Origin of the sequence: Kitasatospora sp. NPDC059648, from assembly GCF_042734825.1 — a bacterium.
Taxonomy (GTDB): domain Bacteria; phylum Actinomycetota; class Actinomycetes; order Streptomycetales; family Streptomycetaceae; genus Kitasatospora.
The window spans coordinates 70,603-89,205 of sequence record NZ_JBHWDU010000023.1 but is presented as its reverse complement, the minus strand read 5'-3'; the positions used below and the strand labels follow the sequence as shown (position 1 = coordinate 89,205).

Below are 18,603 nucleotides of genomic sequence, written 5' to 3'. Positions count from 1 at the left end.
CCACCGGAGCCGTCACGGCGCCTGGCCCGACCCCACCAGCTCCGAACCCTGCCCCTGCGTCTGCGCCGGGATCGCCGGCTGCCCGATCTCCGGCAGCTCGACGTGCTCGCTCAGCCCGAACCGCCGGTGCAGCCGCCGCAGCGGAGCGGGCGCCCACCAGTTGAACTCGCCGAACAGGCTCATCGCGGCGGGCACCAGCAGGCAGCGCACCAGGGTGGCGTCCACCGCGACGGCCACCGCCAACGCGATGCCCATCTGCTTGACCATGAGCATGTCCCCGAGCGCGAAGCCGGCGAAGACGATCACCATCAGCAGCGCCGCCGAGGTGATGATCCGACCGCTGCGCTGGACGCCCAGCTCCACCGCCCGTACGCAGCCGTGCCCGCGCTCGGTCAGCTCCTTGATCCGGGAGAGCAGGAACACCTCGTAGTCCATCGACAGTCCGAAGGCGAAGGCGAAGACCAGCACCGGGATGAAGGTCTCCAGACCCCCGGTCGGACTGAAACCGAGCAGCCCGCTGAGCCACCCGTCCTGGAACACCAGGGTCAGCGCACCGAGCGAGGCCCCCAGCGACAGCAGGTTCATCAGCAGCGCCTTGACCGGCATCACCACCGAGCCGGTCATCAGGAACAGCAGCAGCAGCGTCCCGGCCGCGACCAGGCCGAGCGCCCACGGCCCGCGCGACAGCAGCTCGTCCTTGAAGTCCGCCACCGAGGCCGCGCCGCCGGTGACGTACGTCCTCAGCCCGCCCCGGTCGGCCCGCAGCTCGTCCACCACCTGCTTGGCCGCGCCTCCCTGCGGGTCCCCGTGCACCAGCACGTCCACCGTCGACACCTCGTCGCCGACCGGCGTCACCGCCCGCACCCCGCTCACCCCGGGCAGCTTGGCGACCACGTCGTCCGCGTACGCCTGCGCCACCCGCTCCCCGCCCTCGACCACCACGGTGATCGGCGCGGCCGCGACCTGCGGGAAGCGGTGGTCGACGGTCTCGGCGACCTGCCGCCCGGCCGAGGAGGTGGGCAGCACGGCGGCACCGGAGCTGCGCATCTCGGCGTGCAGGAAGGGGGCCCCGGCCGCCATCAGCAACGCCACCGAGGCGAGCGTGACCACCACCGCCCGCTTGCGGACCCGGCGGACGGTCCGGCTGAAGAAGCCCTCGTCCGGGACGGGCGCGGTCGGCGTCCTGATCCGCGAGCCCGCGAAGCCGAGCAGCGCGGGGATCAGGGTCAGCGCCGCGGCGACCGCGATCACCACCACGCTCACCCCGGCGGCGGCGACGGCGCCCAGCACCGGGCTGGTGAAGACGAACAGTCCGGACAGTGCGACGGCCACGGTCAGCCCGGAAAAGGCGACGGTGCGCCCGGCGGTCGCGGCGGTGCGCTCGACGGCGGCGGCGATGCCCGCGCCGTGGCCCCGTTCCTCGCGGAAACGGTTCACCATCAGCAGCGCGTAGTCGATCGACAGCCCGAGCCCCAGCACGGTGGCGATCGGCAGCACGCTGGTGTCGATGTCCATGATCCGGCTGAATCCGAACATGGCCAGCAGCGCCCCGCCCACCGAGGCGACGGCGCCGATCACCGGCAGGGAGGCGGCGGCCAGGCCGCCGAACACCAGCACCATCACGACCAGGGTGAGCGGCAGCGTCACCATCTCGCCGAAGCGGGTGTCCTGCTCGGTCTGCTTCTTGACCTCCTGCTGGAGCACCAGGTCCCCGCCGACGGTCACGTGCGCCCCGCCCGCGCCGTCCAGCGCGGCGAGCCGGTGGGTGACCGCGTCGGCCTGGGCGGAGGTCGCACCGGCGGCCATCCGTACGGTGACCAGGCTCGCCGTCCCGTCGGTGGCCCGCAGCGCGGCCGGAGCGGGGCCCGGGCCGTACGCGTCCTGGACGCCGGAGACCCCGGGCAGGGCGGCGATCCCGGCGCCGGCCCCCTGGACGGCGGCACGCACGGCCGGGTCGTCCACCGGCTTGCCGTCCACCACCGCGGTCACCGTGCCCTTGACCGGATCGGCCGCGGCGACCACCGCGCTGCCACGGTCGGCCTCCGCGGTGGCGGAGGAGGCCCCGGCCACCGACCCCTCGAAGACCCGGCCGCCGATCAGCACTCCGACGACCAGGACGGCGGCCCAGAAGCCGAGCACCCAGCGGCGGTGGCGGAAGCAGAACCGGCCGATGGCGGCGAGCCGGCCGCCGACCACAGCGGTGGGGGCGGCGGTGGAGGGGTTGCGCATGGAGGAGCCTTTCGGGCAGTTCCACTCAATGTAGGTGCAACCCGAACTCCGGCCTATAGCAGGGCGATGAGCCTCATCTCACATTTCCCTACACATAAACCACACATAAGTCAAACCGGAAAACGAAGCCTCCCGCGTCCGAGAACGCGAAACGGGCCCCACCCGGACGAATCCGGATGGGGCCCGTTCCCTAGCTGTCAGCTAGCGGGGGGCGAGAGCCTCAGCTCTGGCCGCCGGCCAGCTTCTCGCGCAGGGCGGCCAGGGCCTCGTCGGAGGCCAGGGCGCCCGAGCCCTCGTCGCTGCTGGACGAGTACGAGCCACCGGCGGCAGCGGCGACGGCGTCGCCACCCTCGGCAGCGGCCTCGGCGTCGGCCTCGCGGCTCTTGATGACCTGGGCCTGGTGCTGCTCGAAGCGGGCCTGCGCCTCGGCGTACTGGCGCTCCCACTCCTCACGCTGCTTCTCGAAGCCGGGCAGCCAGTCGTTCGCCTCGGGGTCGAAGCCCTCCGGGTAGATGTAGTTGCCCTGGTCGTCGTACGAGGCGGCCATGCCGTACAGGGTCGGGTCGAACTCGACCTCGGCCGGGTTGGCACCCAGGGCCTCGTTGGCCTGCTTCAGCGACAGGCTGATGCGACGACGCTCCAGGTCGATGTCGATGACCTTGACGAAGATCTCGTCGCCGACCTGGACGACCTGCTCCGGGATCTCGACGTGGCGCTCGGCCAGCTCGGAGATGTGGACCAGGCCCTCGATGCCCTCGTCCACGCGGACGAACGCACCGAACGGAACCAGCTTGGTGACCTTACCCGGAACGACCTGGCCGATCTGGTGGGTACGGGCGAACTGCTGCCACGGGTCCTCCTGGGTCGCCTTCAGCGACAGGGAGACGCGCTCGCGGTCCATGTCAACGTCGAGAACCTCGACGGTGACCTCCTGGCCGACCTCGACGACCTCGGACGGGTGGTCGATGTGCTTCCAGGACAGCTCGGAGACGTGCACCAGGCCGTCGACGCCACCCAGGTCCACGAAGGCACCGAAGTTGACGATCGAGGAGACGACGCCGGAGCGCACCTGGCCCTTCTGCAGGGTGGTGAGGAAGGTCTGGCGGACCTCGCTCTGGGTCTGCTCCAGCCAGGCACGGCGGGACAGGACCACGTTGTTGCGGTTCTTGTCCAGCTCGATGATCTTGGCCTCGAGCTCCTTGCCCACGTAGGGCTGGAGGTCGCGGACGCGACGCATCTCGACGAGCGAGGCCGGGAGGAAGCCGCGGAGGCCGATGTCGAGGATGAGACCACCCTTGACGACCTCGATGACGGTACCGGTGACGATGCCGTCCTCTTCCTTGATCTTCTCGATCGTGCCCCAGGCACGCTCGTACTGAGCGCGCTTCTTGGACAGGATGAGACGACCCTCCTTGTCCTCCTTCTGGAGAACCAGGGCCTCGATGTTGTCACCGACGGCGACGACCTCGTGCGGGTCAACGTCGTGCTTGATCGAGAGCTCGCGGGACGGGATGACGCCCTCGGTCTTGTAACCGATGTCGAGGAGGACCTCGTCACGGTCGACCTTCACGATGACGCCCTCGACGATGTCGCCATCGTTGAAGTACTTGATGGTCTCGTCGATCGCGGCGAGGAACGCGTCCGCGTCGCCGATGTCGTTGACCGCGACCTGCGGGGTGGTGCTGAGGGAGGAGTCGGTGGGGCTCGTCATTAGGAAAAGGGCTCCGGTACGGACATGAAAGTCGTAGGTAATGCCACGCGGAGGGCCCGTATCGCTCCCACCGAAAGCCGGACAGCCAAGAACACGGCGCACCGGCGATCCCGTGACAACGAGAACCGGCGTCCGTCTTGCGACCGTGGGGTCTTCGACAGATGCGAGCGCGACCTGCTCCGTCCGAGGCGCGCAGGCCCGCAGCGCAACTTGTAGCATACGGGGACGGCCAGGCACGGTCAACGCCAAGAGAGGCAAGACGGTGGAGCCCGGTACGGATCAGGCCATATCCTCCGATTGCGCACCTCGCGGTGGCGCTCGCAGGGGCCCTTCCCCGGATGCCACCGCCAGGATCCGTCCCTGAACGGGCCGGTTCGCGGCAGCGGCGCTTCCGCACTCCATACCCTACGCGATGGGCATTGTCACCGTGGCCACCACCCCCCAGTCCTCCCTTCACGATCTTGACACCTCCGCCGCGGAGGCCGCGGGGGTCGAGTCCGTCGAGGGGGTCGACTCCGCCGAGGAGGACGGCGACGACGCGGTGCGGCGCGCGGCCGGCGCCGGGGAGAGCAGCCGGGCGAGCCGGCACTGGTGGGACCGCAACGCCGACGAGTACCAGGACGAGCACGGCGAGTTCCTCGGCGACGACCGCTTCACCTGGTGCCCCGAGGGGCTGGACGAGGCAGACGCCCGTCTGCTCGGAGACGTCGCGGGTCGCGACGTGCTGGAGATCGGCGCCGGCGCCGCCCAGTGCTCCCGCTGGCTGGCCGCCCGCGGCGCCCGCCCCGTCGCCCTGGACATCTCCTACCGCCAGCTCCAGCACTCCCGCCGGATCGACCTCGGCCGCGGCACCGCGCCCGTCCCCGTCGTCCAGGCCGACGCCGCCGTCCTGCCCTTCGCCGACGCCTCCTTCGACCTCGCCTGCTCCGCCTACGGGGCCGTGCCGTTCAGCGCCGACACCGAGCGCCTGATGCGCGAGGTGCACCGGGTGCTGCGGCCCGGCGGGCGCTGGGTCTTCTCCGTCACCCACCCGATCCGCTGGGCCTTCCCCGACGAGCCCGGCGTCGAGGGGCTCACCGCGATGTCCTCCTACTTCGACCGCACCCCGTACGTCGAGCAGGACGAGAACGGCGACGCCACGTACGTCGAGCACCACCGCACCCTCGGCGACCGGGTGCGCGAGCTCGTCGCCGCCGGCTTCCGGCTGATCGACCTGGTCGAGCCCGAGTGGCCGGCCGACCTGGAGCAGGAGTGGGGCGGCTGGTCCCCGCTGCGCGGGCGGCTGATCCCGGGCACGGCGATCTTCGTCACCGAGCGGGGCTGAGCTCGTTGAACCCCGCCTGGCGCGAACTGCCGGTCCGCACCGCGCTGCCCGCCCTCCAGGAGGCGCTCGACGCGGACGGCACCGCCGTCCTCGCCGCCCCGCCCGGCACGGGCAAGACGACGCTGGTGCCGCTGGCCCTGGCGGGGCTGCTGGATCCAGGTGTCGTCCGGCGCGTCCTGGTCGCCGAGCCGCGGCGGCTCGCCGTACGGGCCGCCGCCCGGCGGATGGCCTGGCTGCTCGGCGAGTCCGTCGGCGGCCGGGTCGGCTACACCGTGCGCGGGGAGCGTCGCGTCGGGCCGGAGACGGTCGTCGAGGTGGTCACCACCGGTGTGCTGCTGCAACGGCTCCAGCGCGACCAGGAGCTGCCCGGGGTGGACGTCGTCGTCCTGGACGAGTGCCACGAACGGCACCTGGACGCCGACACCGCGCTCGCCTTCCTGCTGGACGTCCGGGCCGCGCTGCGGCCCGAACTGCGGCTGGTCTGCGCCTCGGCCACCTCCGACACGCGGGCCTGGTCCGAACTCCTCGGCGGTGCGCCGGTGGTGGAGGCGCAGGGGGTGTCCCATCCGGTGGACGTGGTCTGGGCGCCACCGCCGCGCGCCGTCCGGCCCGCGCACGGGACGCGGGTCGACCCGGCGCTGCTCGACCACGTCGCGGCGGTGGTCCGGCGGGCCCTGGGGGAACGCGACGGGGACGTGCTCTGCTTCCTGCCCGGCGTCGGCGAGATCGCCCGCGTCGCCGGGCAGTTGGGCGGCGTGGCGGCCGAGGTGCTCCAGCTGCACGGGCGGGCCCCGCAGGCCGTCCAGGACGCCGCGCTCACCCCCTCTGCCGGGCGGCGCGTCGTCCTCGCCACCGCCGTCGCCGAGTCCTCGCTCACCGTGCCCGGCGTGCGGGTCGTCGTCGACGCCGGGCTCGCCCGCGAACCGCGCACCGACCACGCCCGGGGGCTGGCCGGGCTCGTCACCGTACGGGCCTCGCTCGCCGCCGCCCGCCAGCGCGCGGGGCGTGCGGGGCGCGAGGCGCCGGGGACGGTGTACCGCTGCTGGCACGAGGCTGAGGACGCGCGTGCGGCACGGTTCCCCACGCCGGAGATCGCGCTCGCCGACCTCACTTCGTTCGCGCTCCAAGCTGCCTGCTGGGGCGACCCGGACGCCACCGGCCTCGCCCTGCCCGACGCCCCGCCCGCGGGGGCGATGGCCGCGGCCCGGCGGACCCTGACCGCCCTCGGGGCGGTCTCCTCCGACGGCCGGGCCACTCCACGGGGTGCGCGCCTCGCCCGCACCGGGCTGCACCCCCGGCTCGCCCGCGCCCTGCTGGACGGTGCGCCGACCGTCGGCGCCCGCCGGGCCGCCGAGGTGGTCGCCCTGCTCTCCGAGGAACCTCCGCGCGCCCTCGGCGACGACCTCAACGCGGTGTGGCGGGCGGTGCGCACCTCCAAGGACCCGTACGCAGGCCGCTGGCGCGACGAAGTCCGCCGCCTCCAGCGCGCCACCTCCGACGAACCCGCCACCCCGCTGCCCGACGCGACGGCCGCCGGCCTCGTCGTGGCCCTCGCCTTCCCGGAACGCATCGCCCGCGCCCGGGTCGAACGGCCCGCTCCCGGCGAGCGCAGCCCGTACCTGATGGCCTCCGGAACGGCTGCCGAGCTCGCCCCCGACACCCGGCTCGGCGCCCTGCCCTGGCTCGCCGTCGCCGTCGCCGACCGCCAGGCCGGGGCGCACTCGGCGCGCGTCCTGCACGCGGCGGCCCTGGACGAGGACACCGCCCGCCAGGCCGGCGCGGCCCTGCTCGCTTCGCGCGAGGAGGTCCACTGGGACACCCGCCGGGACGAAGTCGTCTCCCGCCGGCTCGAAGCCCTCGGTGCCATCGAGCTCTCCGAGAAGCCCCTCGACCGCCCCGACCCGGCACTCGTCCGGGCCGCGATCCTCGAAGGCCTCACCCGCGAGGGCGTCAGCGCGCTGCTGACCTGGCCCTCCCCCGGCCTGCGCGAACGCCTGGCCTTCCTCCGCACCGCCGTCGGCGACCCCTGGCCGGACGTCTCCGACGAGGCGCTACTGGAACGCGCCGACGAGTGGCTGGAGCCCGAGCTGTCCCGCGCCCGCCGCCGCGCGGATCTGGCCCGCATCGACACGACGGCCGCGTTGCAGCGCCTGCTCCCCTGGGCCACCGGAGAGGCGGGCCGCCTCGACGAGTTGGCCCCCGAGCGCATCACCGTGCCGTCCGGCTCGAAGATACGGGTCGACTACAGCACCGAACGCCCCTTCCTGGCCGTCAAGTTGCAGGAGCTCTTCGGCTGGACCGAAACCCCCGCCCTCGCCGGCGGCCGCGTCCCGCTGACCATCCACCTGCTGTCCCCCGCCGGCCGCCCCGCCGCCGTCACCGGTGACCTGGAGAGCTTCTGGCGCAACGGCTACCACGCCGTCCGCGCGGACCTGCGGGGCCGCTACCCCCGCCACCCCTGGCCCGAGGACCCGACCACGGCCGAGCCCACCCGCCGCACCAAGCCGAGGAACTGACGCCGTCAGGGGAGCGAAGAGATTGTTTCGCCTGCCCGGAAGGCGCATGTCGGGCCTGGGCAGGCGCACAGGGGAAGCAACGCGCCCGGCTTCGTTCACCAGTTCACCAGCACTCTCCTCGGCCGCGGAGCCCGCACAGAAAACCGCTTGGAGGACCACCGCGCCCCCTGCTACGTTTCCGGAGGCCGTGCGAGAGAACGAGGAGGTGGTACCCGTGAACGCAATATCGACATGGGTGCTCCCCTCCGGGGTCACGGTCGGGCGATAGGTCGTCCGGGAGCGCCGTTCATGAGCACTCCCGAAAGGCACGACCGTGCATTTCACGTCTGAAGAGCACCTCGACGACGGTGTCGTCGAGCGTGCGTTCACCCTCGGCGAGATCCCCGGCATCCTGTGGACGCCCGCGTCCGCATCCGCACCGGTGCCGCTGATCCTGCTCGGCCACCCCCCGCTCGGGCTGCGCAAGATGCACCCCCGACTGGTGGCCCGGGCCCGGCAGGCGGTGGCGGATGGCTTCGCCGCAGCCACCATCGAGCTTCCCGGAAGCGGCGACCGGCCCCGTTGGGCCGCCGTCGAGCAGGCCCGCGCCGACGTGCGCCGGGCCATGGAAGCCGGCGAACCGGTCAGCGACGAGATCATCGACGCCCTCGTCCTCCCGCTCGTCGACAAGGCCGTCCCGGAATGGCAGGCCGCCCTGGACGCCCTGCTGTCGCTGCCCGAGATCGGCGGCCCCGTCGGGTACTCGGGAGGAGTGATCTCCATCGGCGTTCGGCTTGCGGTGGTCGAGCCGCGCATCGTGGCCGCCGGACTCTTCGCCGGGAGTTTCGTGCCTCGCGCCACCTTCGAGGAGGCCCGCCAGGTCACCATTCCGCTGCACGTCCTGCTGCAGTGGGACGACGAAGGGAACGACCGGCAGGCGTCCCTGGACCTGTTCGACGCCTTCGGCTCCGAGGAGAAGTCCCTGCACGCCAACATGGGCGGCCACACCGGCGTCCCGCAGTTCGCGGGGGACGCCGCAGCCCAGTTCTTCACCCGGCACCTGAAGTGAGACCCGGCCGTCAGGCCGTCGGCAGACGGTAGGCGGTGTCGGCCAGGACGCTGCTCGGCGAGAGCGGCTCCCGGCGGCTCCCCTGCTGTCCACCGGTGCGGGCCCCTGCAACTCGGCAGGGGCCCGCGCCGCAGTTCTCCGGGGGCTGCCCGGGCCGCTGGCCAGCGGTGGGCAACCGCCGGTGCGGTGTCGGGCCGCCTCACGTCCCCCTCGGTCAGAACGACCGTCCGCCGCGGCCGGTCCGGCTGACACCGCGCGGGGAGAAGGTCATCGGGCCGATCCAGCCACGACGGACCAGGGCGACTTGTGAGGGCAGCGGCGTCACCGGGTCGAGGGCCCGCCCCCGCGACCAGTTCTCGAAGAGACCCTGAGTGGTCTCGACAGCGGACACCACCATGGTCACCTGCTGGCCCTGTTCGTCCCAGGTGTTCCACAGCGCCCATCCCTCCGGCCGCGCTTCGACACCGAGAACCGCGCAGGCTTCCTCGAAGTCCTCGGCGATTCCTACCGGCATGGCCCCGGGCTTGAAGACGGTCGCCCCGACGAGCCTGACCAACGGACGGTCCTCCTCCACGCAGCCGTCGCCCTCGAAGTGGTAGCTCCGCACGACGCGGGCGAGGGCGTTGACGCTGCGCTGCAGCGGTGTCGCGTCCTCCGGATCCGGCGCGTACGAGAACCAGTCCTCGTCGGAAGCCTCGACCGTGACGCGGTAGGCGAGGCGCTCGATCTCCCGCAGGTAGTCCAGGTCGCTCAGCTCAGGTGTGGTCATGGCGCGCAGTGTGGCACCAGCGCGCTCCGTTCGGACACGCGTTTTCGCCGTGCGCAGGAAGTCGACCCCACCGACTTCCTGCGCAGCGCCGGAGGGGGTACCGCAGGACCGCGGCGCCCGGTCGTTTCAGGTGAAGTTGCGAGCGCAGCGGCCCGGGCCCTCCGTCTGCCCGGGAAACCTCCTGCGTGGCGGCCACTCATCAGGAGCGGCCGTACCCCCACCACGGAGAACACCATGCGTCTCGCCCCGCGGTCCGCCGCGCTCGCTGCCGCCGCCCTGTCCGTCACCGCGCTGGCCGGGCCGGCTCCCGCCGCCGCCACCCCCGCCACCCCCGCCACCCCCGCCGCCCACGGCGCGCCGCAGGCCCCGGCCGGCCGGTACCTCAACCTGCACCAGTGCGTCTACAACAGCCCGCTCGGTGCGCCCAACTTCGACCTATTGACCACCCTGGTCCCGAGCCTGGACGGGCGGTTCAGCGCGGCGACGAACGTCTCCGACACCCCCGTCCCCGCCGCCGTGTGCGGCCCCGGGGACGGCAGGTACGAGCCCAACGTCTACACGGCCGCCCAACCCTACGACCTGACGTCCGGCCGCTACCTGAACCTGCACCAGTGCATGTTCTGGAGCGACTTCGACCTCGACCACCTCACCACGGTGGTGGGGACCACCGACGTCAAGTTCGTCGCCGGCACCAACGTCTCCGAGACCCGTGACACCGCGGTCAGCTGCGGCGGCGGGGGCACCGACCACCCCATCCCCCTGCTGTCGGGCGTCACGCCCCTGGACCTGACCGCCGGGCGGTACCTGAACCTGCACCAGTGCATGTACTACTTCGACGGCTTCCGCGACCACCTCACGACCTTCGGCCCGAGCGGAGACGGGCGGTTCAACGCCGGGACGAACATCTCCAACACTCCCGACACCAAGCCCTCCTGCGGCCAGGGCGACGGGCGGTACCAGCTCGTCCCGATCCTCTCCGGCGTCAAGGCCCTCCCCATCCACTGAGGCCAGCCGTCCCGCCGGCCCCGCGCCCCACCATGCACAGGAAATCGGCCCCGCCGACTTCCTGTGCAGCACCCGGCTCCCGCGGCAGCCACGCCAAACCGCGATGACTTCCGGCGCGAAGCCGTCTAACGTCCGGCGGATGAACGCTCAGGCCCCTGATCCCACCGACGCACCGACCGTCGACGTCCGCTGCCGGAACGACCCGACCACCCGGGTCAGGCTCGCCGACCGCCACTTCCCGGACGGGTACGGCACCGGCTTCGCGGTTGAACTGCACGCCCACGGCCTCCGGGCCCGGCTCGACTCGGTCATCCCGTGGTACCGGGGGCCCGAGCACCTGCCCGACTTCCTCGACGCGCTGGCCGCCGACTACCAGGGGTGGGAGGGCGAACGCACCTGGAGCACGAACCACCTCACCCTCCGGGCCGTCTTCCACTCCGGTGGCCACGTCGGCCTCACCTGGGCCGTCCGCCCGTGGACCGTCCGGGACGACTCCTGGGAGGCCTCGGTCACCACCTGGCTGGACGCCGGGCAACAGATGTCCGACCTCGCCTCGGACGTCCGCTGGTTCCTCGCCCCCGACGGCTCGACGGAGCCCGCCTCGCTCGGAGCTGCCACTCGTTCGCCGTGAAGACGTAGCGCGGGAGCGCGGCGCTCGACGACGAGCGCCACGACTTCCGCCTCCTCGGCAAGCGGCCACCCGGCCCTACGGGCCGGCCTGCTGGTAGAGCGTCACCAGGAGGCCGTGCACCGGCTCGCCCTCCGCGTCCTCCTCCGTCCCGTCGACCAGCGCGGCCAGCGCCTCGGCGAGCCGCGCCGCCTTGGCCGGATCGAGCCGGATGTGGCGCAGCGTCAGCAGGTGGTCGACGGGCGAGCGGTCCAGCTCCTGGGCCACGGCACCGAACAGCGCGGCCGTGCCCCCGGGCTGCGGTTCGTCGACGAGGAGTCGCTCGGCGCTCCGCCGGTAGTGCTTCTCGGTGCCGCCGCGCACCCGTCGCGTTCCCGCGTCCTGGACCAGCCCCGCCTCGCACAGCACCTTGAGGTGGTGGGAAACGCTGCCCTTGTTCACTCCCAGCCGCGCGGCGAGCCGGCTGATCGTCGACGGTCCGGCGCTCAGGGCGAAGAGCAGGCGCTGGCGCACGGGGTGGGCGAGTGCGGCGTGCTGCACGGGCGTGCTGATCCGCTGGACGTCCTCGTTCGGTTGATGGCTCACCAGATCAAGCGTTAAGTACGTTTGACGCTTTGGCAAGCCGCTGCTCTACTCCCTCCCATGACCTCCATCACCGTGCCTCCCGCGCTGGACGCCGCCGCCGTCGTCGAGTCGATCGCCGACCTGGTGAGCGAGAACTACGTCTTCCCCGATGCCGCCCGGCTACTGGCTGCCCTGCTGCGGAGCCGTGGCGCCGAGGGCGCCTACGAGGCCGGATCCGCCGAGGAGTTGGCCGAGGCGGTCACCGCGGACCTGCGGTCCGTCAACGGCGACCTGCACCTGGCCCTCAAGTACCACGCCGTGCCGGTGCCGCCGAACAGGGGCGAGGCGGCACTCGCCGCGATGCGGAGGGAGTTCGACGCCTCCCTGAGCGGTGTTCCGCGCCTGGAACTCCTCGACGGCGGCGTCGCGCTCCTGGAGATCGCGCCCAAGATGTTCCCGCTGGACTGGGCGGCGCAGCCGCTGACCGCGGCGATGTCGCTGGTGGCCCCCGCCCGCGCCCTGATACTGGACCTGCGCCGCAACACCGGTGGCGACCCGGACACGGTCGCCTTCGTCTGCGGCTACCTGCTCGACGGCCGCACGCACCTCAACACCCTGGTCTCGCGCCAGGGGGAGGTGGCCGAGCAGTCCTGGACGCCCCCGTTCGTACCGGGTGCCCGCTTCGGCGCCGACAAGCCGCTCTACGTGCTGACCAGCGCGGAAACCTTCTCCGCGGCCGAGGAGCTCTCCTACGACCTGCAGCAGCTCGGGCGCGCCGTGGTCGTCGGGGAGGCCACCCGGGGCGGCGCCCACCCCCGCGACGGCTGGACGGTGCACCCGCACCTGGAACTCAGCGTGCCCGTCGCCCGTGCGGAGAACCCGGTCTCCGGCACCAACTGGGAAGGCACCGGCGTCCAGCCCGACGCGCCGTGCGACGCCGACGCGTCCCTCGACCACGCGCTGACGCTCGCCCTGGCGCGCCTGGCCTGAGTCCTCAACCGGCCGGCGGCCGGCCTGCGGGATCAACGGACTCCGGCCGAACTCCGGTACGCGTTCACGACCGTGGCGGCCACGTGCGGGACGTCGGCCCGTCCGACTTCCCGCGCACGCCCGTCGTCGGGGGTCGCCCCGTCAGTGAGTGTGGTTCGGCCAGCCCGGTGTCGGGGTGCCGATGGACTGGCCCGGGCGCAGGATCGGGGTGGGAGTCTGGATGGGGCCGCAGACCATGACCTTGGCCTCGCCGCGCGGGTAGCAGTCGCCGGAGCCGGGCTGCGGCTCGGTCCGGCAGTCGGTGCAGGGCACCGGGGCCATGTCGTGCGGGTCCTGCCGGGCCGGGGCGGCCGGAGCCTTGGGCTTCGCGGCCCCGGCGGCCCCGGCGGCCCCGGCCGGAGCTGCCGGAGCGGCCGCACCCTTCGTAGCCGGCCTCCGGGGCGCAGCAGGGGCGGCGGTCCCGGGCTCGTCCGGCTCCGGCGTGGCGGTCGGCTCGGCGGTCGGGCTCGGCGAGGCCGGCACCTCGGCCGGAGCCGGCGTCAGTGTCGGCGTCGGCGTCGGCGTCGGCGCAGCGGTCGGCGACAGCTGGACAGTCGGGCTCACCGCCGCACTCGGCGTACCCGCCCCTACCGGCGCCGCACCGCTCCCGCCACCGGACAGCGCCCAGACCGACCCGCCCGCCAGCAGCAGCGCCGCCAGCGCGGCCGGTACCGCGACTCGCGGCCGCAGCAACGTCCGCCGCTCCGCCGCACCCTGTTCCGTCATCGCCGCTCCCCCCGATCCACGCCGCGCCCACCGCGCGACGGCCGGGGCAGATCGTAGCGGCAGGCCCGGACAGCCCGGTCCGCTGGGCGCGAGCACGGGCGGATGCGCCGCCGCCTCGCCGTCGGCCAGGCTGGGCGCATGAGATTCGACGACCACCGGGTGGTCATCACCGCTGCCGGCCGGGACTTCGGGCGCACCCTGGCCATCCGTCTGGCGGACCTCGGCGCCGAGGTCTACCTCTCCGCCCGCACCCTCGCCGCCGCCGAGCAGGTCCGGGACGAGATACGCGACCGAGGGAACCAGCGCGTCCACGCCTTCGCCTGCGACCTGACGGATCCTGCCGCGATCCGCGGCTTCGCCGCTGCAGTGGGCGGGCACACCGGCCACATCGACGTGCTGATCAACAACGGCTCCCGCTACCTCGCAGGCCCGGACCTCCTGTCCGCCTCCGACGCCGACGTCGTCGACACCATCGCCTCCGGCGCCACCGGCACCGTCCTGACCGTGAAGAGCTTCCTCCCCCTCCTGCTCAACTCGGCCAAGCCGGACGTGGTGACCATGGTCTCCGCCTGCGGAACCCCCGGCCATCACCGCTCGGACGCCCACGACTCCTTCTACGCGGCCAAGAACGCCCAGGCCGGGTTCGTCGACGTCCTCTCCAAGCGCCTCCGGCCCCGGGGAGTACGGGTGATCTCCCTCTACCCGCCCGACTTCGACAACCCCGACCCCCTCACCGAGGAGTGGGAGACCACCCCGCGCCACGCCGAGGCTCCCCTCACCGCGCAGTCCCTCGTCGACTGCGTGCTCTTCGCGGTCTCCCAGCCCCGCGACTGCTTCATCAAGGCGTTCCACTTCGAACAGGTCTGAGGTCGGACCCGAACCCGCGAAAGTCGGCCCCATGCACTACGTCGTACGCCGAATGGCCAGCACGGAGCACCGGCAACTCCGTTCGATCAGGCTGGAGGCGCTGCGCGACTCACCCACGGCGTTCAGTTCCTCCTACGAGGACACCGCCACGCTCCCCGACGACGCCTGGCGGCAGCAGGCCGCCGTCGGGGCCACCGCCCAGGAGTCGGCCACCTTCGTCGCCGCCGACGAGGCCGGAAACTGGGTCGGGATCGCCGGTGTCGGGCCCCTCCCGGCCGTCCCGGACCACGTTCACCACTCCGTCTACGTGTCCCCGAAGCACCGCGGGCCAGCTGGCCCCGCCGCCGACCTGGTGCGGGCGAGCATCCGCTACGCCCGGGTCAACACCGACGTGCGGTGGTTGACCCTGGGCGTGCACGAGGGCAATGAGCGGGCGCTGGCGTTCTACCGGCGGCTCGGCTTCGAACTCACCGGCAAGGTGGTCCCCTACGGCCTCGACCCGTTTGAGAAGCTGCTCATCCTGGGCTACCCGGACTTCCGGAGCCGCTCCCGGATCCCGGAGCAGCCGTAGTCGGGAAGCCCTCCGGCAGCCGCGCCCCGGGATCGGCGGGCCCGGACACTCCCTGTGTCCGGGCCCGTCCGGGGAACCACCGTCAGTGCGCGGCGGCCTCCCAGTCGGCGCCGACGCCGACGGAGACGTCGAGCGGGGCACGCAGCGGGTAGGCACCGGCCATCTGCTCGCGGACGATGGCCTCGACCCGGTCGCGCTCGCCCGGGGCGAGCTCCAGCACGATTTCATCGTGCACCTGGAGCAGCATCCGGGAGGTGAGCCCGGCCTCGCGCAGGGCGTCGTCCACCCTCAGCATGGCGATCTTGACGATGTCGGCGGCCGAGCCCTGGATGGGGGCGTTGAGTGCCATCCGCTCGGCCATCTCGCGGCGCTGGCGGTTGTCGCTGTTGAGGTCGGGCAGGTAGCGGCGGCGGCCGAGCAGGGTCTCGGTGTAACCGGTGGCGCGGGCCTCGTCGACGACCCGGTGCAGGTAGTCGCGCACACCGCCGAAGCGCTCGAAGTAGGTGTCCATCAGGCCCTGGGCCTCGGCCGGCTTGATGCCGAGCTGCTGGGAGAGCCCGTACGCGGACAGCCCGTACGCGAGGCCGTAGGACATCGCCTTGATCTTGCGGCGCATCTCGGCGTCGACGGCGGCACCGGGGACCTCGAAGACCTGGGAGGCGACGGTGGTGTGGAGGTCCTCGCCGGAGGCGAAGGCCTCGATCAGCGCCTCGTCCTCGGAGAGGTGGGCCATGATCCGCAGTTCGATCTGCGAGTAGTCGGCGGTGAGCAGCGACTCGTACCCGGCCCCGACGACGAAGGCGCGGCGGATGGCGCGCCCCTCCTCCGTCCGGACGGGGATGTTCTGCAGGTTCGGATCCTGCGAGGAGAGCCGGCCGGTGGCGGCGACCATCTGGTTGAAGGTGGTGTGGATCCGGCCCTTGGGCGAGACCGTCTTGAGCAGGCCCTCGACGGTGGTGCGCAGCTTGGCCTGGTCGCGGTGGCGCAGCAGGATGACGGGCAGTTCGTTGTCGGTCTGGGTGGCCAGCCAGGTGAGCGCGTCGGCGTCGGTGGTGTAGCCGGTCTTGATCTTCTTGGTCTTGGGAAGGGCGAGCTCGCCGAAGAGGATCTCCTGGAGCTGCTTGGGCGAGCCGAGGTTGAACTCGTGCCCGGCGGCGGCGTGGGCCTCCTCGACGCAGCGCTGGATCTCGGCGGCGAACTGGGTCTCCAGCCGGGTGAGCCACTCGCGATCGGCGGCGATGCCGTGGCGCTCCATGCGGGCGAGCAGCGCGGCGATGGGCAGTTCCATGTCGTGCAGCAGCCCGGCGGCGCCGACCTCGGCGAGGCGGGTGTCGAAGAGAGCGGCGAGGTCGAGCACGGCGCGGGCCTGGAGCATGAGGGCCTGGGCGTGCGCGGTCGGGTCCTCCTCCGGTGCGTCGAAGGCGAGTTGGCCGCTCTCGGCCGCCGGGGCGGGGGTGAGGGAGCGGGCCAGGTACTCCTCGGCGAGGACCTCCAGGGTGAAGGTGCGGCGGCCGGGCTTCTCCAGGTAGGCGGCGAGCGCGGTGTCGGCGACGACCCCGGCGATGGTCCAGCCGCGTTCGGCGAAGGCGCGCATGACCTGCTTGGCGATGTGCAGGGCCTTGGGGGCGGCCGGGTCGGCGAGCCAGCCGGCGAAGGCCCGCTCGTCCTCCTCGGCGAGCAGCGCCGGGTCGAACCAGGCAGCCGACTCCCCTACGGCGAGGGCGACTTCGGTGACCTCGCCGGCGCCGAGCGCCCACTGGTAGACGGCGGCCAGCGCCACCGGCGCCTTGCTGTCGGCGGCGTGCTCGCGCAGCCAGGCGGCGAGCGTGCCGGGGTCGGTGAGCAGTTCGCCGTCGACCTCGACGCCGGGGGCGAGCTCGGGTTCCGCCGAGGCCTCGCCGACGGCCGGGTCGATGCCGAAGACCCGGTCGCGGAAGTTGGCGTTGCGGAACTCCAGCGACTCCATCAGGACCCCGACGGCGGCCTTGTCGAACGGCCGGCGGGCCAGGTCGGCGACGCCCAGCGGGAGTTCGACGTCGCGGACCAGCTCGGTGAGCACCCGGTTGCGCTTGACCGAGTCGAGGTTGTCGCGCAGCTTCTCGCCGATCTTGCCCTTCACCTCGTCGGCGCGGGCGACGAGTTCGTCGAAGGAGCCGAACTGGTTGACCCACTTGGCGGCGGTCTTCTCGCCGACGCCGGGGATGCCGGGCAGGTTGTCGGACGGGTCGCCGCGCAGGGCCGCGAGGTCGGGGTACTGGCGCGGGGCGACGCCGTACTTCTCGGTGACCTTCTCCGGGGTGAAGCGGGTGAGCTCGGAGACGCCCTTGGTGGGGTAGAGCACGGTGACGTGGTCGGTGACGAGCTGGAGGGAGTCGCGGTCGCCGGTGACGATGTCGACGTCGTAGCCGGCCGCCTCGGCGGCGGTGGCCAGGGTGGCGATGATGTCGTCGGCCTCGAAGCCCTCGACCGTCATCCGGGGGATGTTCATGGCGTCGAGGAGTTCGCCGATCAGGCCGACCTGGCTGCGGAACTCGTCCGGCGTCTTGGCGCGGTTGGCCTTGTAGTCGGGGAACTCGACGGAGCGGAAGGTCTGCCGGGAGAGGTCGAAGGCGACGGCGAGGTGGGTGGGCCGCTCGTCGCGGACGGTGTTGGCGAGCATCGAGGCGAAGCCGTAGACCGCGTTGGTGGGCTGGCCGGTGGAGGTGTTGAAGTTCTCCACGGGCAGGGCGTAGAAGGCCCGGTAGGCCATCGAGTGCCCGTCGAGCAGCATCAGCCGGGGCCGCGCGCCGGCCCCGCCGTCACCCGTCGCGCCCTTGTCCGTACTCTGCGTAGCCACGTCAACGTCCGTTCCTGCCGATTCCACTACCGGTCACCGATCCTATGGCCCGGCACCGACAAAAGGGGCGCCGCGCGTGCGGCACCGCCGCTACCGCCGAGTAGGACGGTCGTACGATCACAGGCAGCACGACGACGCGACACCCCCGAAGGAGTACCCCCATGACCGACGCGGCTCCCGACACCGCCCCCGTCCTGAAGGTCCCGCAGGACGTGCTCGACCACTTCGCCAAGCTCGGTGTGAGCCCGGAGACCTTCTCCGGCGGCCACCTCGGCGAGAAGCTCGGCATCCGGATCGTCGAGGCCTCCGGCGACCGGGTGGTCGGCACCATGCCGGTGGAGGGCAACCAGCAGCCGTACGGGCTGCTGCACGGCGGCGCCTCGGCGGCGCTGGCCGAGACGCTCGGCTCGATCGGCGCGATGCTGCACGCCGGTCCGGGCCGGTACGCGGTGGGCGTGGACCTCAACGCGACCCACCACCGCTCGGCCACCTCCGGTCTGGTCACCGGGGTGGCGACGGCGGTGTTCAAGGGTCGCACGGCCGCCACGTACGAGATCGCGATCACCGACGACACCGGCAAGCGGGTCACCAGCTGCCGGCTGACCTGCATGCTGCGCGACCTGTAACGGGCCTGCGGGTACGGCCGGTTCGGCCCGGAGAGCAGCAAGTCCCCTTCCCGCCCCCTCGTTTGACCGTCCGCCCCCGTGGGCAGGCGTTGGTCTGAGCGAGGGGGCGTCGGCATGTCCGGGTGCGATCGACGCGTCTCCCACCCTTCCTCCC

At 72.7% G+C, this 18,603-nt stretch carries 15 protein-coding genes; 9 read left to right on the top strand and 6 right to left on the bottom strand.

What is annotated here, in order from left to right:
- Nucleotides 1-12 precede the first annotated feature (12 nt).
- Nucleotides 13-2,229: an MMPL family transporter gene (locus ACFV1W_RS16715; RefSeq protein ID WP_380417193.1), complete on the bottom strand. Its 2,217-nt coding sequence runs from the start codon at nucleotides 2,227-2,229 to the stop codon at nucleotides 13-15.
- Between the two features lie 220 nt (nucleotides 2,230-2,449).
- Entirely contained in the window at nucleotides 2,450-3,940 is a 1,491-nt protein-coding gene (gene rpsA / locus ACFV1W_RS16710; RefSeq protein WP_238740199.1) for a 30S ribosomal protein S1, read from the bottom strand.
- A 412-nt stretch (nucleotides 3,941-4,352) separates the two neighbouring features.
- On the opposite strand from rpsA, the gene ACFV1W_RS16705 reads away from it, so the two are divergent.
- From ACFV1W_RS16705 to ACFV1W_RS16695, 3 genes are all read left to right on the top strand, one after another.
- Nucleotides 4,353-5,264 carry a class I SAM-dependent methyltransferase gene (locus ACFV1W_RS16705; protein WP_380417191.1) on the top strand — a complete coding sequence of 304 codons (912 nt, stop codon included), beginning with the start codon at nucleotides 4,353-4,355 and terminating at the stop codon, nucleotides 5,262-5,264.
- Nucleotides 5,265-5,269: 5 nt separating this feature from the next.
- Nucleotides 5,270-7,780 (top strand): ATP-dependent helicase HrpB, encoded by a 2,511-nt coding sequence (hrpB, locus tag ACFV1W_RS16700; RefSeq protein WP_380417189.1) that lies wholly within the window; start codon nucleotides 5,270-5,272, stop codon nucleotides 7,778-7,780.
- A gap of 313 nt (nucleotides 7,781-8,093) precedes the next feature.
- Nucleotides 8,094-8,828 (top strand): alpha/beta hydrolase, encoded by a 735-nt coding sequence (locus tag ACFV1W_RS16695; protein ID WP_380417187.1) that lies wholly within the window; start codon nucleotides 8,094-8,096, stop codon nucleotides 8,826-8,828.
- Nucleotides 8,829-9,042: 214 nt separating this feature from the next.
- Here ACFV1W_RS16695 and ACFV1W_RS16690 read toward each other — a convergent pair whose 3' ends face one another.
- Nucleotides 9,043-9,597, bottom strand: a complete 555-nt coding sequence (locus ACFV1W_RS16690; protein WP_380417185.1) for a hypothetical protein — start codon at nucleotides 9,595-9,597, stop codon at nucleotides 9,043-9,045.
- Nucleotides 9,598-9,831: 234 nt separating this feature from the next.
- On the opposite strand from ACFV1W_RS16690, the gene ACFV1W_RS16685 reads away from it, so the two are divergent.
- Together ACFV1W_RS16685 and ACFV1W_RS16680 are read left to right on the top strand one after the other, a co-directional pair.
- Nucleotides 9,832-10,602: a hypothetical protein gene (locus ACFV1W_RS16685; protein ID WP_380417183.1), complete on the top strand. Its 771-nt coding sequence runs from the start codon at nucleotides 9,832-9,834 to the stop codon at nucleotides 10,600-10,602.
- 139 nt (nucleotides 10,603-10,741) lie between these two features.
- The gene (locus ACFV1W_RS16680; protein ID WP_380417181.1) at nucleotides 10,742-11,233 is read left to right on the top strand and encodes a DUF6228 family protein; all 492 of its coding nucleotides are present in this window, start codon (nucleotides 10,742-10,744) and stop codon (nucleotides 11,231-11,233) included.
- Between the two features lie 75 nt (nucleotides 11,234-11,308).
- Here ACFV1W_RS16680 and ACFV1W_RS16675 read toward each other — a convergent pair whose 3' ends face one another.
- Nucleotides 11,309-11,815: an ArsR/SmtB family transcription factor gene (locus ACFV1W_RS16675; protein WP_380417179.1), complete on the bottom strand. Its 507-nt coding sequence runs from the start codon at nucleotides 11,813-11,815 to the stop codon at nucleotides 11,309-11,311.
- Between the two features lie 57 nt (nucleotides 11,816-11,872).
- Here ACFV1W_RS16675 and ACFV1W_RS16670 point away from each other — a divergent pair, with 57 nt between their 5' ends.
- The gene (locus tag ACFV1W_RS16670) at nucleotides 11,873-12,784 is read left to right on the top strand and encodes a S41 family peptidase (protein WP_380417177.1); all 912 of its coding nucleotides are present in this window, start codon (nucleotides 11,873-11,875) and stop codon (nucleotides 12,782-12,784) included.
- Nucleotides 12,785-12,925: 141 nt separating this feature from the next.
- On the opposite strand, the gene ACFV1W_RS16665 is transcribed toward ACFV1W_RS16670, so the two are convergent.
- Nucleotides 12,926-13,549: a hypothetical protein gene (locus ACFV1W_RS16665; RefSeq protein WP_380417175.1), complete on the bottom strand. Its 624-nt coding sequence runs from the start codon at nucleotides 13,547-13,549 to the stop codon at nucleotides 12,926-12,928.
- A gap of 138 nt (nucleotides 13,550-13,687) precedes the next feature.
- Here ACFV1W_RS16665 and ACFV1W_RS16660 point away from each other — a divergent pair, with 138 nt between their 5' ends.
- Nucleotides 13,688-14,416, top strand: a complete 729-nt coding sequence (locus ACFV1W_RS16660; RefSeq protein WP_380417173.1) for an SDR family oxidoreductase — start codon at nucleotides 13,688-13,690, stop codon at nucleotides 14,414-14,416.
- Nucleotides 14,417-14,447: 31 nt separating this feature from the next.
- A complete protein-coding gene (locus ACFV1W_RS16655; protein WP_380417171.1) occupies nucleotides 14,448-14,987 on the top strand; it encodes a GNAT family N-acetyltransferase in 540 nt (179 codons plus the stop codon).
- Between the two features lie 82 nt (nucleotides 14,988-15,069).
- Here the strand turns inward: ACFV1W_RS16655 and polA are convergent, their stop codons facing one another.
- Complete coding sequence (gene polA, locus ACFV1W_RS16650) at nucleotides 15,070-17,757, bottom strand: DNA polymerase I (protein ID WP_380417225.1); 2,688 nt, start codon at nucleotides 17,755-17,757, stop codon at nucleotides 15,070-15,072.
- A gap of 227 nt (nucleotides 17,758-17,984) precedes the next feature.
- On the opposite strand from polA, the gene ACFV1W_RS16645 reads away from it, so the two are divergent.
- Nucleotides 17,985-18,449 carry a PaaI family thioesterase gene (locus tag ACFV1W_RS16645; RefSeq protein WP_030281858.1) on the top strand — a complete coding sequence of 155 codons (465 nt, stop codon included), beginning with the start codon at nucleotides 17,985-17,987 and terminating at the stop codon, nucleotides 18,447-18,449.
- Nucleotides 18,450-18,603: the final 154 nt, after the last annotated feature.

What these genes read in the sequence shown, in the direction of transcription:
- ACFV1W_RS16655 (WP_380417171.1), top strand. Translation starts at nt 14,448, where the DNA reads ATGCACTACGTCGTACGCCGAATGGCCAGCACGGAGCACCGGCAACTC.
- ACFV1W_RS16685 (WP_380417183.1), top strand. Translation starts at nt 9,832, where the DNA reads ATGCGTCTCGCCCCGCGGTCCGCCGCGCTCGCTGCCGCCGCCCTGTCC.
- ACFV1W_RS16665 (WP_380417175.1), bottom strand. Translation starts at nt 13,549, where the DNA reads ATGACGGAACAGGGTGCGGCGGAGCGGCGGACGTTGCTGCGGCCGCGA.
- ACFV1W_RS16705 (WP_380417191.1), top strand. Translation starts at nt 4,353, where the DNA reads ATGGGCATTGTCACCGTGGCCACCACCCCCCAGTCCTCCCTTCACGAT.
- rpsA (WP_238740199.1), bottom strand. Translation starts at nt 3,940, where the DNA reads ATGACGAGCCCCACCGACTCCTCCCTCAGCACCACCCCGCAGGTCGCG.
- ACFV1W_RS16715 (WP_380417193.1), bottom strand. Translation starts at nt 2,229, where the DNA reads ATGCGCAACCCCTCCACCGCCGCCCCCACCGCTGTGGTCGGCGGCCGG.
- polA (WP_380417225.1), bottom strand. Translation starts at nt 17,757, where the DNA reads ATGCTGCTCGACGGGCACTCGATGGCCTACCGGGCCTTCTACGCCCTG.
- ACFV1W_RS16670 (WP_380417177.1), top strand. Translation starts at nt 11,873, where the DNA reads ATGACCTCCATCACCGTGCCTCCCGCGCTGGACGCCGCCGCCGTCGTC.
- ACFV1W_RS16660 (WP_380417173.1), top strand. Translation starts at nt 13,688, where the DNA reads ATGAGATTCGACGACCACCGGGTGGTCATCACCGCTGCCGGCCGGGAC.
- ACFV1W_RS16645 (WP_030281858.1), top strand. Translation starts at nt 17,985, where the DNA reads ATGACCGACGCGGCTCCCGACACCGCCCCCGTCCTGAAGGTCCCGCAG.
- ACFV1W_RS16690 (WP_380417185.1), bottom strand. Translation starts at nt 9,597, where the DNA reads ATGACCACACCTGAGCTGAGCGACCTGGACTACCTGCGGGAGATCGAG.
- ACFV1W_RS16680 (WP_380417181.1), top strand. Translation starts at nt 10,742, where the DNA reads ATGAACGCTCAGGCCCCTGATCCCACCGACGCACCGACCGTCGACGTC.